The following is a 16,468-nucleotide window of genomic DNA, read 5'->3' on the forward strand; positions in this document are numbered from 1 at the left end:
CACTCCAGTTTTTACCCCATCAAGGCAATTGACGCCATCTTTGAGGGATTTGATTTTGTGATGTCAGCTTGGAGTATAGCCTAACCGGACGTCAGGGCGGTGCTTCCAATTCTGTCAGATTAGAGTTGGTGAACGCATTTGTTGACGTCTGTTGCGCGGTGTCATAGATTTCAACCTGACAAATTGACCGGAGGCGGCGATGAAAGGCCAGAGGATCGGTTACGTCCGGGTGAGCACATTCGATCAGAATGTCGATCGCCAGTTGGAAGGTCAGTCGCTCGACCGGATCTTTACCGACAAAGCATCGGGCAAGGACGTCAATCGGCCCCAGCTCGACGCCATGCTCGCCTTCGCCCGCGAGGGCGATACCGTCGTGGTGCACAGCATGGATCGACTGGCGCGCAATCTCGACGATCTGCGCAAGCTGGTCCAGTCTCTCACGAAGAGAGACATCCGCATCGAGTTCATGAAGGAGAGCCTTGCCTTTTCCGGCGAGGATTCCCCCATGGCCAATCTGATGCTTTCGGTCATGGGCGCGTTCGCCGAATTTGAGCGTGCCTTGATCCGGGAACGGCAGCGCGAAGGAATTGCGCTTGCCAGGCAACGCGGCGCTTATCGCGGACGGAAACGGTCCCTCTCTGACGATAAGGTCGCCGAGCTGCTCCGCCGCATTGCCGCCGGCGAGCGTAAGGCCACAATCGCCCGCGACCTGGGGATCAGCCGTGAAACCCTATACCAGTATCTCCGCGTCGCCGCCTGACGCCTATGTTCCCACAATGTCCGGCAAATCGTTGTCTGGCGCACAAACCTTGAGGTGACGCCAAGGTGGCAAAAAGCACGTCGCTTCACGACGTCCAGAAGGCGTCGTTCGAACTGGCCGAACGCATGCTTGTCGAAGCCAAATCGAGGACCGGCAAATGAGCACAATCGACTTCCGGCCAAGGCTGTCCGCTGACCTGCGAAATGACATCGAGCGCGCGGCAAAAATGCGCGGAATTTCGGCTTCCGAATGGATCGAAGCGGCGGTCCGAAAAGAGCTGAAAACCAACATCGGACGCGCGGAGCGGGCGGTGGGATTGAAGGCTGATCGCACGCTCGACCGGATCGATAATTTTTTCGGCGAGCTCGACCGCTTCATCGGTCAGTTCAATCATCTGCTGAACACCACCGCGCAGGCGATTCCGAGGCAGCTCAAGAAGGAGTTCGACGGCCTCAAAACCACGATCACGAATACTGGCGGCACGGCCCATTTGCGCGACCTTCTGAAGCAGCTGATCGCTGACTTCGAGACACGTCAGAATGCGCGTTTTTCCAAGCTTGAAAGCGCCGTCGATCAGGGCGCGGAGCATCGTGTTACGCGGGCAGCGATCGGTCAATTGCAACGCGGCAAATTGCGCGACCGCTGGATGGTTGGAGCGGGTGCGTTGGGCTGCTTTTTGACCCTTGCTGCCTTGGCATTCCTGTTTGCGGATACCGCGCCTTCGCGCTGGGTCGCGACGCGACTGGTGGGCGAAAGCTCGGCGCTGCCCGCCGGGATCAAGTTGTCTTCTGAATACGAGGTCGTTCGGCGCCCGCTTTTGCAGACCAGAATCCTGTTAGGATCGAGCGAAGAATTCACTCGGAACTTCAGCGCATGTGTCGACCGTCTGGCGCGCGCCAGCGAGCCTGCGAGCTGCCGGCTGACCTATGATCCGGCCGCAATAAGCGCGGCGAATTCAGCGCAATGACCGTCTCACCCGCCGCGATCTCCAGCGCCGAATATTACGCCCAGGATAACTACTATACGCAGGACGAAGGCCCCTCCGAATGGGGCGGCAAAGGCGCTGGCACGCTTGGTCTTGCGGGTGCCGTCGAGGCAGGGACATTCGCGCGGGTCGTGGACGGCATCTTGCCCAATGGCGATGTGCTTGCACGCGGAGCCGACGGGGCGCGCAACATGGGTACCGATCTCACTTTCAGCGCGCCGAAATCGGTTTCCCTTGTAGCACTTGTCGGCGGCGACGAGCGCGTCATTGAGGCGCATCGAAACGCGGTTCGCGACACCATGAACTGGGCGGAGGAACGATTCGCTCTCGCCCGCGCGGGAAGGGGCGGCGCGGAGCAGATTGCGACTGGCAATCTTGTCCATGCAAGCTTCCACCATGACCTCAGCCGCAGCCTTGATCCGCAGCTGCACAGTCACGTCGCAGTCGCCAATATGACGCAGCGCGCGGACGGTGAATGGCGGGCATTGCACAATGTGAAACTGTGGCAGCACGCACCGGTGATCGGGGCGGCTTATCACGCCCAGTTGAGGGCAAATCTGGCGCAACTGGGATACGAAACGCGCATCACAGGCAAGCACGGATCGTTCGAAATTGCCGGCATTTCGCGCGCGGCCATTGAGGCATTCAGCGAACGCAGGGCCCACATCCAGGCAAAGGCGGACGAACTCGGCGTAACCTCGCCGAAGGCGATGGAGGCCATCGCTGTTCGCACCCGCGATGCCAAGCAACACGGCTCTGGTGATGCAGCCCGACAGAAGTGGGCGGAGAAGGAGGGTCCGTTTCGTGCAGAGATTGCCGATGTCATCAAGGAGGCCATGGAACGGACGCAACCTCGCTCCATCCTCGCAGCCGTGCGCGAATGGGGTGAGGCGCTTATCGAGCGCATCACCCGCGCCTTAGGACCCCGGCCCGAACCGTTGATGGTCGGCGCTTCCGGGCAACGGACTGGAGCCAACCTGGCTGCTGCCTACTCGACAGCTGCTGGAGTGCGGCATCTGGCCGAGCGGTCGGCCAGTTTTGAGCGGATGGATGTCCTCAAGGCGGCGCTCGGGTTCGCGGAAAAAGGGGCTACCGTTCGTGAGATCGAAAGGCGGGTCGATACGCTGGTTGGGGAAGGCGTGCTGATTGGGGGCCGTTCCGGTACCGAGCATGCCGACCGGCTGACCACCCGAGATCTCCTCAAGACCGAACAAACAATCATCCGGGCAGCTCGAGAAGGAGCTGGAAACGGCGTGGCGCTTCTCGATAGGACCATGGCAACAGAGGCGATTGTCGCACTGGAACAGCAGCGCGGTTTCGCGCTTAGTGACGAGCAGAAGGGCGCGATCCTGGCTCTGGTATCCGGTAATAATGCTATTCAGGTCATTCAGGGCGATGCAGGTACCGGCAAGTCGACCCTGTTCAGCTTTGCGGCCGCGATCACGGCACAAGTTGGTCGCGCGCCCTTGTTCCTTACGTCGCAGGCCTCGCTCGTCGCCGAAATGCGCGAAAGCGGCCTCGATGCGCATACGCTTGCCTCGGTGCTGGTCGCGCATGCCGACAGGGCGGGGCGCATGTCGCCAGGCGAGCGGGGAAGGGCGCTTTTTGAGGACCGCCTCGTCATCGTCGAGGAGGCGTCCATGGTCTCGACCCGCGAGGCAGCACTGTTGATCGAGCTGGCCGACAAGGCAGGCGCGCTGAAGCTTGCCTTTGTAGGGGACGAAAGGCAGATCGACCCGGTCCAGGCAGGACGCGCATTCAGCCTGATGCAACAGCACGGCGTGCCGACCGAGACCTTGACCGAAAATCGCCGTCAGCTCGATCCTGCGCTACGCGAAGCAGTAGAACATGCGCGGAAAGGGGATCTCGGCAAGACCTTCGATGTGCTGGGCGAGCGCGTTATCGAACGGGCAGACCCGGCTGCAGCGGCGGCCGCCTTGTACCTGTCCCTGTCGCCACATGAACGGGACCGGACGGCGTTGCTGACATCGGGGCATGTGCTGCGGGAAGCCGTGCTCGACCATGTCCGCGACGGCTTGCTAGCGCGCGGCGAACTCGGCTCGCAGGTGCTTTCCATCGAAACGCTGGACCGGCTGAACCTCACGCGGGAGGAATTGCGCAACATCCGCAGTTGGGCCGAAGGCATGAGGCTGGAGGTGTATCGGGATCAGGCGGGCCTCAATCGCGGTTCGTACAAGATCGGCATCGTCTCGCCTGAAGACAATCTTGTGCAGCTGACGTCGGGAGGCGAAGAATATTGGCTCGATCCGCGCGGGCTTCCTCCATCTGGCTCAGGTGTCAGCCTGGCTGTACCCGGGCGGACGGAGGTGAGCGAAGGGGACCGGCTGATGTTCACCACGCCCGACAAGGATCTCGGTGTCGTCAACGGGACGCGGGCAGTGGTGACTGCGATCGAAGGAGAGACGCTTCACCTGGCGAATGGCGAGCGGCAATATGCTCTTGGCCCGGACGATCCGGCGCGGGAGCACATTGGTCATGCGGCGGTGCTCAACATGCACCGTGCTCAGGGGATCACGGTCGATCGCGCTATCGCGGTGATGTCGAGCGGTGACCGGCTCCTCAACAGCGAAAGCCTCCACTATGTTCTGGAGACGCGGGCGCGAGAGGAGCTTACTCTTGTGACCGACGACAAGGCCGCGCTTCGAGACAGCATCGAGGGCCACCGCGGCAGTGTCCCGCACGCGATGGATCTCGCGCCCGAACTGAGTGACGCTGACGGGGAGGCGTTCGACCCTAAAACAGGCGAGTTGCTGGAGAACCCGGTCCGCGATGCGCCAAGCCCGGCCGAACTGTTCGAAAAGGCGATGGCGAGGGAATTTCCCGCTCCTGAAAAGGAACGTGAGCCCCAGCGGGAGAATGAGGTGGAACGCGAGGAGCCCGACATCGGCGACGACTTCGAGATGGAGATGTGAAAGTGCAGCCTTGCTCTATGCGTTGACCAGCGGGAACATCACTCGTCGACAAGACAGGCATGTTCGGACCAACTTTTTCCCCAGCGTTCCAGGGGCTCCGATCATGAATAGCGGGGTCGAGGTCTGAATGTCCCATGATGGTTCTCCGATGGCCGGAATGGCCAGCGCGAGTATAGACCCATCGCCTCTCACCTTTGACATGTGTCGCGCGACACTTGACAGTCCTGCGGCACCGGGCTAAGCCCGCATGATGGAAATAGAGAGCATCAGGCACAAGGGCCTGCGCCGCTTCTTCGAGACGGGTAACGCCAAAGGCCTGGTTGGAGATGCGGGGCGACTGCGCAAGATGCTCGCCTTCATCGACGCTGCGGAAAGCTTCGAGGAGCTGTCGGTGCCTCCGAACTTCGGATTGCATGAGCTGACAGGCGATCGGAAGGGGATCTGGTCGATGACGGTTACGAGAAACTGGCGGATGACCTTCGGTTTGAATGACGAAGGCGCGCTGATCGATATGGATCTGGAGGATTATCATGGCGCTTAAGATGCACCCGTCGCTCGCGGTCCACGTGGGGGACTGGCTGAAGACGGAAATCGTGGAGCCCGCGCAGGTCAGCGTGACGGCTTTGGCCGAGCATTTTGGTGTATCGAGGCAGGCATTGAGCACCTTGCTGAATGGCAATTCGAACCTGTCTGCCGATATGGCTATCCGGTTTGAGAAGGCCTTTGGCATCAAGGCCGACACGCTGTTGCGGATGCAGACGACCTATGAACTGGCCCAGGCTCGCAAGCACGAGCAGGATATAAAGGTCGAGAAACTCGCAACAGCTGCCTGACATCGCCAACATAACCGACATTCAATGGCAATTACCTGCCCCCTGAAACCCTCCGTTCGTTCATCAAACTACAACATCGGCACCAACAACCGATCTTGGGGACGAAGCCGTTATTCCTCCCCGCATCGCCAAAACGTCGGTTTTCGACAAGAGCCGACTTACGCGCACCGGGCCAACCTCGTCGATTGGCATGGCCGTACGTAGGTGATGCAGTGCATCCCGCGGCGAGGACGAGTCATCAGGACTTACGCAATGCCCAGTGCCTTCGCCCTAGGGGCGGACCCAGCCCAACCATCTCGCGCTTCATCGTGCTAGACTGCGAACAAGATAGGTCTCGAGCTTCTTACGAAACGCAGGGTCATTAGCGCGAACCACTTCATCGTGTCCCAAGCCCTCCAGTATCCACCACTCGCTTCCTGGCGGTGCTGCCCGGTACATGGCTTCAATCTCAGCGGGAGGAGTGTATGCGTCGAGCTCTCCCCCAACCACCATGACCGGAACGCGAACCTTGTTCATGGCTGCGAGGGGAGACAATTTATCCGGTCCAACTCCATAGCGTGGAATGGACTGATAGCTCAGCATCGGTTCGATTGCCACTGCCGGCAGGGTCCTGACGGCGGCTTCGATGCGATTGAAAATGGCCGTGCGAATGTCAGGGTAGACCGACATCATCACAAGAGCGTCGACGTCGAGAGGGCCTCTGTCGCCAAGAACGCTGGCCGCACCGCCCAGAGAGAAACCGATTGCCCCCAGCTTGCTCGCGGGGTGCTGCTGCCTGAGCCACGCGAGTGCGGCATGGGCATCACGGGCTTCAAGATAGCCGAAACTTTTGCTTTGTGGACTGGATTGGCCATGTCCGCGCATATCGATGGACAGCACGGAATAGCCTTCGCCTGCCAACCACGTTGCCATATCGAGCATATCTCGCCGATTGCCGCCGTTGCCGTGCAACAAGAGAATGGCCGGGGCGGTGGAATCGTCAGCCTTCCAGTAACTCGCAGCGATCTCGACCTGATCCGATGTCGTCAACCGGATTTCGGTGGCGGGCGCGGGGGCAGGTTCAACCGACGCGTTGGTCGCGCCAGTCATTGCCGAACCAACAACCCAGATGCCGGTAAGTCCGGCAATCAAAGCCAGCATCCCCATACAGCCCAATCGTGTTCGCCACGTTAGGAATGATCGCCTTCTTGCCTTTGAGGACATTTCAACCTTCGCCAAGGCTGGAATTTTCGAGGGTCTATCACAATATAATTCAAAGCTATGTTAATGTGACCGCTTTTGGCTTGTGTCCGGAAAATCCGGTTCCGGGATGCCAATTGCAATAGCTGCGGTTAGGGTTTGGCAGGCTGCTGCCGCCAACAGAGCCGTCGTTCCCGGTCTCAGAACCAACCGTTGAAACCGGACATAGATTCACGCGGCGGATCATGGGTGAAACAGGGCCGGTTTCGGACCGTCCGGTCTGGGCTCTAAAACTAAAGAAAGCCGCCATTCCTCGATAGGGCAAGATGACGATCTTAGTCCCGTGGGCAGTCCCGCCTAAATGAGGCACCCGCCATCCGCGGCTGCTGACGCCATTGCTCGCAGAAAATCGTACCACGCGTCCATCCCTTCACCGGTGCGGGCGGAAACCAGCAAGACGCGCGCATTGGGGTTTACTGAGGAGATGTTTGAGCGGCATGCGGCCTCGTCGAATCCAACATGCGGGGCGAGGTCGATCTTGTTGATCAGCACCACCTCTGCTGCGCGGAACATGTGCGGATATTTGAGTGGCTTGTCCTCGCCCTCCGGGGTGGAGATAACGGCGACCTTCATCCGCTCACCCAGATCGAACATCGCCGGACAAACAAGATTGCCGACATTCTCGATCAGCAGCAACGAGCCGGATTTCGGTGCGAGTTCTTCAACAGCGCGGGCAACCATATCGGCTTCGAGGTGACAGCCGGCCCCTGTGTTGATCTGGATTGCACGGGCCCCCGCTTCGCGAATGCGCGTGGCATCATTGGCCGTCTGTTGATCACCTTCGATAACGGCAATCGGCAGACTTCCTTCCAGCGCCCGGATCGTGGTTTCGAGCAAGGTCGTCTTGCCAGCCCCAGGCGAACTGACGAGATTGAGCGCGACAACACCGCGCCCTTCGAACCAGCCCCGGTTGCGAGCCGCCTGGCGATCATTCCGGTCAAGCACGGCGGTTTCCAGCGATACACGCGCCGCTTGTTCACCGTGGTGGTGATGGTCATGCCCGTGATCATGATGATGGTGATGATGGTGCCCGTGTGAATGATCATGATCGTGTGAATGATTGTGATCGTGGGTGTGGTCATGATCGTGGGAATGGTCATCGCCGCCGCGAAGCAGCACTCGCTTTCCGGTTTCCGGGTCGATCATCGCGATCTCGTTGTCAGGATCGGTGCATCCGCAGGTGCCGCACATCAGGCCATTTCCTCCATATCGAAATCCTTGATGATGAACTGGTCGGTCTCGCCTTCCAGAAATTCGAGTGCAGCCTTCTCGAGCAGCGTACCTTCGCTCGCCACCTCGAATGAAAATCGGATCGCCTCGCGCTCTACGCAGGCATAGGGGCCGACTGCCAGGCGAACACGCGACACCCGCCGACCCTGCGCGTGATCACCAACAATGGCGACAATATTCCGGGCAAGAGACAGCTCGTGCATCAGGCCGCCCCCAACACGCCAGGCAGGTTGGCGTAGATCGTGTGCAATCCCAGGCCAAGTGCCAGCACAGCCAACGACAGATTCAGCGCTCGATGAAGTCGCAAGGCAACACGCTCTGCATAGCCAAGCGGCCAGGAGGCGACAAAGCTGAGCGCAGCCATTCCTGCAATTGAGCCAACTCCGAACAGCAGGACATAGATAACCGCCAGCAGAGGATCACCAACCGAAGCGACTGCCAGGGTAAGCAGGGCAGCCGATCCTGCCGCGCCATGCACCAGCCCGACAGCCAGCGCTTTCAAGGGAAATTTGTGGGGGTGAGAGTGTTCGTGGCGGCTCGCATCATGGGGCGCCCGTTCGCCAAGATGGCTGTGAGCATGAAAATGACGTTCGCCATCGGAATGATCGTGCAGATGGAAATGCACCCGTGCCTTGCGCATCCGCCAAAGTACATCGCCCCCCAGCAGAATCAGCATGAAGCCAACGGCGCTCTCCAGAAGGGCTGCCGTACGGCCTGTCAATGCCATGCCCAGCAGGATCACTGCAGAACAGATCGCGAGCAGGGTGAGCGTATGCCCTAGCCCCCACGCAGCACCCCGCAGCACCATCGACCGGCGCGAATTCCGTCCCGTGGCCATGGCACCGACTGCGGCGAGGTGATCGGGTTCGAGCGCATGGCCCATTCCGGCAAGGAAACCCAGGGCGATCAACGAGAGTTGCATGGCAGGTCTTCTCCCTCAGCAGATACGCGGCAGTTGCTCGCCGACCAGCATGTCGACGATCCGGCTTCCGCCGAACAGGCTATGCATGACCACGCGCGGGCTGCGCATCTCTGCCGCGCGCCCGATAATGGCTGCATCGCGCCCTGCCTCGGTTGAGCGCATGGCTGCCAGCGCAGCTTCCGCCTGCTCCTCTGGAACGAACAGCACCAGCGCCCCTTCATTGGCGAGATAGAGTGGATCAAGCCCGAGCAGTTCGCACACGCCCTTGACCTCGGCCCTCATTGGCAATCTGGCCTCGTCGATCTCGATCCCGATGGCCGAGGCTTGCGATATTTCGTTGAGTGCGCTGGCCAGGCCTCCTCTGGTGGCATCCCGCGCACAGCGCACACCCGGTGCGGCTTCGATCACCGCTTCCATCAGGTGATTGAGCGGGCGGCAATCCGAACGAATATCCGCCTCGAAAACCATGTCTCCGCGCGCGGCCAGAATGGCGGCGCCATGATCACCCAGTACGCCGTTGACCAGCGCGACATCGCCCGCGCGAACTTTCTCCGCGGCAAGTTCGCGTCCCGCAGGGATGACTCCCACTCCGGAAGTGGTGACGAACAGCGTATCGGCGGCACCGCGCTCAACCACCTTGGTATCGCCGGTCACGATCCGCACACCGGCCTGGTCGGCCGCCCTACGCATGGCCGCTGCCACGCGGCGTAGCAAGGCGACTTCGGTGCCTTCCTCAATGATAAAGGCCGCCGACAGCCACAGCGGTTGCGCGCCGCCGACGGTAAGGTCGTTAACTGTGCCGCAAACCGCAATCTTGCCGATATCGCCACCGGGGAACTCGAGCGGCTGCACTACGAAACTGTCCGTGGTGAAGGCCAGCCGGGCACCCTCCACGGCCAACATTTCGTGGCTCAACCGCGCCTGGTCTTCCAACCCGTCGGGTTCGAAAACCGAGGTAAACACATCCTCGATCAGATCCCGCATGGCCTTGCCGCCACCGCCATGCGCCAGCGTGACCCGCTCCGCTCGCAGCCGTCCGTTGCCAGTGGGAGTTACAGCGTTCATTGCGCTGGCTCCGGCACCGCATCGATCCCGCCATACTGATAATAGGCGGCACATGCTCCTTCAGACGAAACCATCAGGGCACCCATCGGTGTTTCCGGTGTGCACGACCGACCGAACAGCTTGCACTGCCATGGCTTGATCGCGCCTTTCAGCACTTCGCCGCACTGGCAAGCCTTGGGATCCGGAATGCTAGGCGATGCAACGGCAAATTTTCGCTCAGCATCCCAGGCCGCATAGGCCTCGCGAATCTGGACGCCAGAATGGTCGATCGAGCCCAGCCCGCGCCATTCGAAGAATTCCCGCAGTTCGAATACTTCCGTAACCGCAGCCAGCGAAGCTTCATTGCCATAGCGTGGCACAATCCGGGCATACTGGTTTTCGATCTCCGCCCGGCCTTCGGCCATTTGCCGAAGCACCATCCAAACCGAATGCAATACGTCGAGCGGTTCGAAGCCGGCGACCACCAGCGGACGGTGATAGTCGCGTGCGATGAAGTCATAGGGATCAGTGCCGATGACCATCGAGACATGGCCCGGCCCGAGAAAGCCATCGATCCCCATATCGGGTGAATCGAGGATCGCCTTGATCGTGGGGATGATGGTGATGTGGTTGCAGAACAGCGAGAAATTGCCGATCCCTTCTGCCTGGGCCTGCAGGATTGTCAGGGCTGTGGAGGGCATCGTCGTCTCGAAGCCGAGGCCGAAGAAAACCACTTCGCGGTCCGGGTTCGCACGGGCCAGCGCGAGGGCATCGAGTGGTGAATAGACCATCCGCACATCGGCCCCTTCGGCCTTTGCGCCTAGCAGGCTGAGCCGCGATCCCGGCACGCGCATGGCATCGCCAAACGTAGTGAAGATCACCTCCGGCTTCATAGCCAGTTCCACGCAATCATCGACCCGGCCCATCGGCAACACGCAAACCGGACAGCCCGGCCCATGGGCAAACTCGATTTCCGGCGGAAGCATCTTCTCGATGCCGTATCGGAAGATCGAATGCGTGTGGCCGCCGCACACTTCCATGATGACGACTGGGCGATCGCGCCCGGCCATGATCTGTGCAGTCAGGGCCTCGATTTCCTTGAGCAGGACACCGGCGCGAACCGGATCGCGGAATTCGTCGACATACTTCATGCGCCTGCCTCCAGCGGTGCGGCCCGGTCATTGGCTAGCAGCGTGTGGGTCAGGTCCCAGAGGATGTGATAGGCCGCGAGGTGGCATTCCTGCACCCGGTGGATCGAGCCTGTTGGGACCACCAGCAGATGATCCAGTCCGGCGCGGGCCATCTCGCCCCCGTCACCACCCGCCAGGCCGATCGTGGCAATGCCCATCTCCCGTGCCTTGGCAAAAGCCCGGATGAGGTTTGCGGAATTGCCGCTGGTCGAAAAGCCGATCAGGCAATCACCGTGCCGCCCGTGGGCAATCAGCGGACGCACGAACACATGGTCCTGTCCGACATCATTACCGACTGCCGTCAGCATCGCGACATCGGCCGCGAGGTTGATCGCACCCAGCGCCGGCCTTCCGGCGGTCACTGGATGGAGAAACTCCACCGCGACATGCGCGGCATCACAGCTCGATCCGCCATTGCCCATGGCCAGCAGGCGCCCGCCCTGGCGATAGCTTGCGGCCAGCGTGGTCGCGGCGGCGACCAGCTCGTCTGCCTGTTCTGCAAAAAACTTGCCGAACACCTCAGTGTGGTCCCGAGCCTTGCTCTCAACCGAATGGCGCAGGCTTTGCGCCGAGGCACGGAGCTGTTCGCCACGTCTGCGCATATGCGGATAAAGCGCATTCAAGGCAGGGCCAGTGGTCACCACTGCGCGTCTCCCAACGCGCGATCGCCGTCGCGCATGGCTGCAAGTTCCTGCTGCGCCTCTCCCAGCTCGGTCAGGATGCGCAGTGTTTCGGCCGCCTGATCCTCGTCAATCTTGCTCATGGCAAATCCGACATGGATCAGCACCCATGTGCCGATCAGGTCTTCGACACTGCCTTCGCCAATAACGCAGGCGAGGTTGACCGGGCGCCGCACGCCCGAGACATTGGCCACGCCCAGCTTGCGCCCGGCATCGGTGATCTCCACGATCTGTCCCGGAATACCTAAGCACATACTTCTCTCCCATTTTCGGTTTCCGCGGTCGCTTCGTGCAAATGGGCCATGGCCACAGCGGCCTGCCCCAAAGCCAGACCGCCATCATTGGCGGGCACTCTCGAGTGGCTGAGGACGTTGAGCCCCAGTTGTTCCAATCCTTCATGGACCAGGCGGAACAGCGTGGCGTTCTGGAAACAGCCGCCAGACAGGGCCACAGTATCAGGGCCATCGTCTGCGGTCAGGCGCTGCGCCATGGCCACAACAGACCGTGCGAGGCCGCGATGGAACCGCGCGGACATCACCCCAACAGGCGTATTCAGCAGCAGGTCACCCAGCATCGCCCGCCACACGGCGAGCGGTTCAACATAGGGAAGCCCACGCCCGCCCAGCAACGGAATGGAAAAAGGATAGGCCAGATCGTCCGGCTCATTCAGCGCCGCCGGATCGATTGCTGCTTCCAGCAACATGGCTGCCTGCCCTTCATATTCCTGCCGATCCCAGGCGAGACCGCAGATCGCCGCAGCGGCATCGAACAACCGCCCGCATGAGGAAGAAAGTGGGCTATTGGTGCCGCTGGCGATCATCGCATCGATCGTGGATCGCGGCATGGCGGAAAGGCGGGCAAACAATGGCAGGTCAGCGAAATTCATCGCGAATTCGGCCCAGCCCATCTGCGCCATCAAATGGGCATAGGCATTGCGCCAGGGTTCGCGGATCGCCGCAGTCCCACCCGGTAGTGCGACCGGCTTGAGCATCCCGGCACGACGGTATCCGCGATAATCGCAGATCAGGAACTCACCGCCCCAGATCGTGCCGTCATCACCCAGACCCAGACCGTCAAGCGCGATTCCCAGTACAGGGGCGGCATCGAGCGAGCGGCCGTTTTCTGCCAGACAGGCGGCGATATGGGCGTGGTGATGCTGTACCGCGATCACCGGTCGTCCATCCGCGATTTCGCGCCCATGCTTGGTCGAAAGATATTCAGGATGCGCGTCCACCGCGATTGCCGCTGGCTGATGGTCGTAGAGCTGGGTATAAAGATCGAGGTTGCGGCGCACATCATCTTCGGTGGCCGCATCTTCCAGATCGCCCATGTGCTGGCTCAGCACAGCTTCGCCATCGCGCACCAGACAGAAGCTGTTCTTGAGCTCCGCGCCCATGGCCAGTATTGAAATGTCACGCGGAAAGCCGGTGGGCAGGTCGATAGCTCTGGGGGCATAGCCGCGTGCGCGGCGCAGCAGCCGGACCCGGCCCAGATCGACCCGCGCAACGCTGTCGTCGATCCGGTTGGCAATGTGCCGGTCGTGCATCAGCGCGAATTCGGCAATGCCTTCCAGTTCGGCGCGGGCCTGCTCGTTAGTCGTGCATTGCGGGCGGCCTGAGAGATTGCCTGAAGTCATCACCACCGGGCGCTTCATCCGCCGCAACAGCAGGTGATGTAGCGGGGTGTGCGGCAGCATGAAGCCGATACGGTCCAGCCCCGGCGCAACCGCTTCGGGCAGCGGTTCCCCCGATGCGCGCAGCAACACGATCGGCGCTTCAGGCGATGCCAGCAGTTCGGCTTCCTGTTCCGAGAATTCGGCATAACGGCAGATAACGTCCAGATCGCGCGCCATCAGGGCAAAGGCCTTGCCCCTGCGCCGTTTGCGCATACGCAGATCGGCCACCACCTCCGCGCGGGTGGCATCACAGGCGAGATGAAAGCCGCCAAGCCCCTTGATGGCGACGATATGCCCGTTCATCAGCATGCCGCCTGCGGCATCCACGTCGTCCATCATCGAAAAGGCTTCGTGATTAACAGTACCGGGGCCAAGGCGCTCGATCCATGCGCGTGGTCCGCAAACATGGCACGCGATAGGTTGGGCATGGAAGCGCCGGTCTGTCGGATCGGAATATTGCTCTCCGCATTCCGGGCACATCGCGAAACCCCTCATGGTCGTGCGGGCACGATCATAGGGGCCGGTCTCGATAATCGAGAAACGCGGCCCGCATTCGGTACAATTGGTAAAGGGGTAGCGATAGCGACGCTCGAAAGGGTCGCGCACTTCTTCAAGGCAGGCGGAGCAGATTGCCGCATCGGGCGTTACAGCCCCGCGCATGCCATCACCTTCCGATGCACCGATAACGAAGCTCTCGGGCCGCACAGCATCAATTGCCACGCGTTCTATCGCATCAATCCGCGCCAATGCAGGCAGAGCCGCGCGCAGTTCGCTTTCAAAGCGCGACACCGCTTCGCCCCAAAGGCGAATTTCAACCCCGCTGCTGGTGTTGCGCACATCACCGGTTAGCTCAAGCTCGCGTGCAACCCGCCATACAGTGGGCCGGAAGCCTACGCCCTGCACCTGGCCGCGTACCAGAAGGCGTTCGCCGGTCACCGCGCCAGATTCCACAAAAGGACGCGATTGTTGCCGCTATCGGCAACCGCCACCAGATCACCCAGCGCTGACAGGCCATAGGGCCAGCACAGGCTGTCTCGTTCGGGCATGCCCCAGCGATTGTCGCCTTTGCTGGCGAAGTCCGGCTGACCACAAAGCCGGTTCGCCGCAATGCCGGTGGCGCTGTCTGCCCAGCCGAGCAGACGCGAGTTCGCGGTATCGGCCACAATCAGCTGGCCACCGGCTTCAACCGTCGCATAGGGCATGTTCACACTGGCCGCGCTGGGATAGTAGGAGGACATATTGTGATCGCAATGCGCGGCGTCCCGCTGTCCCAGGATTGCGTCGCAAGGCGCGCCATTGTGCTCTGGAAATCCGCGCCACAGCATTACACGATTGTTGCCGCTATCTGCCAGCGCGAGATGGCCATTCCACCAGCAGGCTCCATGCGGCCACCGCATCGACATCGCCGTGACTTCGCCGCCCGCGTTCTCGTCGCGCGTAGAGAAGTCGTGCTGGCCCAGCACCAGATCGGCTGGCTGGCCGGTTTCTGAAGGATCGCTCCAAACCAGCAGGCGGCGGTTGCCGCTGTCGCATACGACCAGTCTGCCGGCCACTTCGGCCACGCCATAGGGCCAGTGCAGGCTGGCCGAGGTTGGACGGTCAGCGCCGCGATTGGCCAGAACGGATTCACTATCCTCCTGACCCAGCACCAGATCGGCTGGCTGGCCATTGCCTGTTGGCACTTCGCGCCAGATCAGCACGCGGTGGTTCCAGGCATCAGCCACGGCTAATCCGCCGCGCCATGAGCACAGGCCAGTTGGCACATTGAGCGTAGCAGGACCGGGAGGCCCCTTGGCGTTGCGGCCTTCGCGTGAGAAACTCGGCTGGCCGATCAGAATGTCGGCAGGCTCATTGTCCGATTGTGGAATTTTTCGCCATCCCAGCAGCCGATGATGCCCGGTATCCGCGACCCACAATGTTCCATCAGGATGCAGGCAGACACCGCGCGGCCCGAACAGGCTTGCAGCGGCGGGAGACAGCGGCGTTGCAATGTCGCCGGGCGACCACCCGAGCACAACGCGCGGCCCGCCTTCTTCCAGCAGCGGTGCCCCCGCGATTTGCGTCCCTTCGGCTTTGACCGGACGGAAGGAGGGCGCGAGCGATACTTTCATCGCGTCAGCCTCAGTTCGATGGCGTCCCCTCGGACGCGTACGGCATGAGGTTGCAATTGCACTTCCGGTGCCGTCAGGCATTCACCGCTTTCGAGCGCATAACGGAAACCATGGTGCGGACAGGTGATGAAGCCATCGGTAATTTCCGCCTGGTCCATCGGCATGCCAAGATGCGCACAGGCGTTCTCGAAACAGGTAACCTTGTCCCCGAAGCGCGAAAGAAGCAGCGAACGCCCTTCCAGCTCCAGGACAGAAGTCGTCCCGTCGGGCAATTCAGTCAGTTGCAGCGCGTGGAGCCAGCCTTCATGCTCATGCGCGGCGAAGGGAGAGGTGAAATGCACCGTGTCACCGCCGCCGCCACCCAGCCCCTTGGCCTGTTTGACTTCGCGGATTTCGGGCACTTGCTCAGTGATCGCTTTCTTTACCCCGGCATAGAAAGTCAGCGCCGAAGCGGGACATCCATCACAGGCCCCCAGAAAACGGACCACTGCCTTGTCGCCAGATACTTCGACCAGTTCGGCATCGCCGCCATGGCCGGCCAGCGTCGGGCGCACCGTGGCAAGCGCGGCATCGACCCGCTCGAACAGGCTGGCCTTGAGGATGCCATGGCGGCGGAGCACGCAATAGACCACCTCGTCCGCCGCCGCCTGACGCAAAGCCTCGGCTGCGCCGGGCAGCTCACGCAGCGACCGGATCAGGCGACGGAAGGCTTCGGCATTGAGCGCGTCAAGCGCCGCTGCCCGTGCCTGCGCACCATTGCGTGCACCTTCTTCCCAGTTCTCTGCCAGCGCTTCCAGCGCGGTCAGATCCCCCAGCAGGCGGGAAAGCGTTGGCTCGGGCCGCTGGGGATCCGCCTCTGACATCGG

At 61.4% G+C, this 16,468-nt stretch carries 16 protein-coding genes; 5 read left to right on the plus strand and 11 right to left on the minus strand.

Going from position 1 to position 16,468, the window contains the following annotated elements; all coding sequences use genetic code 11:
- Positions 1-199 precede the first annotated feature (199 nt).
- From ATE71_RS10085 to ATE71_RS10105, 5 genes are all read left to right on the plus strand, one after another.
- Positions 200-760, plus strand: a complete 561-nt coding sequence (locus ATE71_RS10085; protein ID WP_058803345.1) for a recombinase family protein — start codon at positions 200-202, stop codon at positions 758-760.
- A gap of 157 nt (positions 761-917) precedes the next feature.
- Positions 918-1,727 (plus strand): hypothetical protein, encoded by an 810-nt coding sequence (locus tag ATE71_RS10090; protein WP_058803346.1) that lies wholly within the window; start codon positions 918-920, stop codon positions 1,725-1,727.
- Complete coding sequence (mobF, locus tag ATE71_RS10095) at positions 1,724-4,678, plus strand: MobF family relaxase (RefSeq protein ID WP_058803347.1); 2,955 nt, start codon at positions 1,724-1,726, stop codon at positions 4,676-4,678. Before ATE71_RS10090 ends, mobF begins: the two co-directional genes overlap by 4 nt.
- 250 nt (positions 4,679-4,928) lie before the next feature.
- Positions 4,929-5,219 (plus strand): type II toxin-antitoxin system RelE/ParE family toxin, encoded by a 291-nt coding sequence (locus tag ATE71_RS10100; RefSeq protein ID WP_039858854.1) that lies wholly within the window; start codon positions 4,929-4,931, stop codon positions 5,217-5,219.
- Complete coding sequence (locus ATE71_RS10105; protein WP_039330864.1) at positions 5,209-5,511, plus strand: HigA family addiction module antitoxin; 303 nt, start codon at positions 5,209-5,211, stop codon at positions 5,509-5,511. Before ATE71_RS10100 ends, ATE71_RS10105 begins: the two co-directional genes overlap by 11 nt.
- Positions 5,512-5,814: 303 nt before the next feature.
- Here the strand turns inward: ATE71_RS10105 and ATE71_RS10110 are convergent, their stop codons facing one another.
- The 11 genes from ATE71_RS10110 to ATE71_RS10160 form a co-directional block, all read right to left on the minus strand.
- Positions 5,815-6,651, minus strand: a complete 837-nt coding sequence (locus ATE71_RS10110; RefSeq protein WP_160328031.1) for an alpha/beta hydrolase — start codon at positions 6,649-6,651, stop codon at positions 5,815-5,817.
- A gap of 396 nt (positions 6,652-7,047) precedes the next feature.
- Positions 7,048-7,941, minus strand: coding sequence for a hydrogenase nickel incorporation protein HypB (hypB, locus tag ATE71_RS10115; RefSeq protein ID WP_007015761.1), 894 nt, complete (start codon positions 7,939-7,941; stop codon positions 7,048-7,050).
- Complete coding sequence (locus tag ATE71_RS10120; protein ID WP_011536540.1) at positions 7,941-8,183, minus strand: hydrogenase maturation nickel metallochaperone HypA; 243 nt, start codon at positions 8,181-8,183, stop codon at positions 7,941-7,943. The genes hypB and ATE71_RS10120 overlap by 1 nt, the downstream gene beginning before the upstream one ends.
- Positions 8,183-8,902: a high frequency lysogenization protein HflD gene (locus ATE71_RS10125; RefSeq protein WP_007015759.1), complete on the minus strand. Its 720-nt coding sequence runs from the start codon at positions 8,900-8,902 to the stop codon at positions 8,183-8,185. The genes ATE71_RS10120 and ATE71_RS10125 overlap by 1 nt, the downstream gene beginning before the upstream one ends.
- 15 nt (positions 8,903-8,917) lie before the next feature.
- Complete coding sequence (hypE, locus tag ATE71_RS10130) at positions 8,918-9,967, minus strand: hydrogenase expression/formation protein HypE (protein ID WP_007015758.1); 1,050 nt, start codon at positions 9,965-9,967, stop codon at positions 8,918-8,920.
- Complete coding sequence (gene hypD / locus ATE71_RS10135; protein ID WP_007015757.1) at positions 9,964-11,097, minus strand: hydrogenase formation protein HypD; 1,134 nt, start codon at positions 11,095-11,097, stop codon at positions 9,964-9,966. The genes hypE and hypD overlap by 4 nt, the downstream gene beginning before the upstream one ends.
- A complete protein-coding gene (locus ATE71_RS10140) occupies positions 11,094-11,759 on the minus strand; it encodes an SIS domain-containing protein (protein WP_007015756.1) in 666 nt (221 codons plus the stop codon). The genes hypD and ATE71_RS10140 overlap by 4 nt, the downstream gene beginning before the upstream one ends.
- Positions 11,760-11,773: 14 nt before the next feature.
- Positions 11,774-12,043: a HypC/HybG/HupF family hydrogenase formation chaperone gene (locus tag ATE71_RS10145; RefSeq protein ID WP_007015755.1), complete on the minus strand. Its 270-nt coding sequence runs from the start codon at positions 12,041-12,043 to the stop codon at positions 11,774-11,776.
- A gap of 17 nt (positions 12,044-12,060) precedes the next feature.
- Positions 12,061-14,427 (minus strand): carbamoyltransferase HypF, encoded by a 2,367-nt coding sequence (gene hypF, locus ATE71_RS10150; protein ID WP_230960710.1) that lies wholly within the window; start codon positions 14,425-14,427, stop codon positions 12,061-12,063.
- Positions 14,424-15,602 (minus strand): hypothetical protein, encoded by a 1,179-nt coding sequence (locus ATE71_RS10155; RefSeq protein WP_007015753.1) that lies wholly within the window; start codon positions 15,600-15,602, stop codon positions 14,424-14,426. Before ATE71_RS10155 ends, hypF begins: the two co-directional genes overlap by 4 nt.
- Positions 15,599-16,465 (minus strand): NifU family protein, encoded by an 867-nt coding sequence (locus tag ATE71_RS10160; protein WP_007015752.1) that lies wholly within the window; start codon positions 16,463-16,465, stop codon positions 15,599-15,601. Before ATE71_RS10160 ends, ATE71_RS10155 begins: the two co-directional genes overlap by 4 nt.
- Positions 16,466-16,468: the final 3 nt, after the last annotated feature.

The organism is Sphingopyxis sp. H115, from assembly GCF_001468465.1.
Lineage (GTDB): Bacteria > Pseudomonadota > Alphaproteobacteria > Sphingomonadales > Sphingomonadaceae > Sphingopyxis.

What these genes read in the sequence shown, in the direction of transcription:
- ATE71_RS10085 (WP_058803345.1), top strand. Translation starts at nt 200, where the DNA reads ATGAAAGGCCAGAGGATCGGTTACGTCCGGGTGAGCACATTCGATCAG.
- ATE71_RS10090 (WP_058803346.1), top strand. Translation starts at nt 918, where the DNA reads ATGAGCACAATCGACTTCCGGCCAAGGCTGTCCGCTGACCTGCGAAAT.
- mobF (WP_058803347.1), top strand. Translation starts at nt 1,724, where the DNA reads ATGACCGTCTCACCCGCCGCGATCTCCAGCGCCGAATATTACGCCCAG.
- ATE71_RS10100 (WP_039858854.1), top strand. Translation starts at nt 4,929, where the DNA reads ATGGAAATAGAGAGCATCAGGCACAAGGGCCTGCGCCGCTTCTTCGAG.
- ATE71_RS10105 (WP_039330864.1), top strand. Translation starts at nt 5,209, where the DNA reads ATGGCGCTTAAGATGCACCCGTCGCTCGCGGTCCACGTGGGGGACTGG.
- ATE71_RS10110 (WP_160328031.1), bottom strand. Translation starts at nt 6,651, where the DNA reads ATGCTGGCTTTGATTGCCGGACTTACCGGCATCTGGGTTGTTGGTTCG.
- hypB (WP_007015761.1), bottom strand. Translation starts at nt 7,941, where the DNA reads ATGTGCGGCACCTGCGGATGCACCGATCCTGACAACGAGATCGCGATG.
- ATE71_RS10120 (WP_011536540.1), bottom strand. Translation starts at nt 8,183, where the DNA reads ATGCACGAGCTGTCTCTTGCCCGGAATATTGTCGCCATTGTTGGTGAT.
- ATE71_RS10125 (WP_007015759.1), bottom strand. Translation starts at nt 8,902, where the DNA reads ATGCAACTCTCGTTGATCGCCCTGGGTTTCCTTGCCGGAATGGGCCAT.
- hypE (WP_007015758.1), bottom strand. Translation starts at nt 9,967, where the DNA reads ATGAACGCTGTAACTCCCACTGGCAACGGACGGCTGCGAGCGGAGCGG.
- hypD (WP_007015757.1), bottom strand. Translation starts at nt 11,097, where the DNA reads ATGAAGTATGTCGACGAATTCCGCGATCCGGTTCGCGCCGGTGTCCTG.
- ATE71_RS10155 (WP_007015753.1), bottom strand. Translation starts at nt 15,602, where the DNA reads ATGAAAGTATCGCTCGCGCCCTCCTTCCGTCCGGTCAAAGCCGAAGGG.
- ATE71_RS10160 (WP_007015752.1), bottom strand. Translation starts at nt 16,465, where the DNA reads ATGTCAGAGGCGGATCCCCAGCGGCCCGAGCCAACGCTTTCCCGCCTG.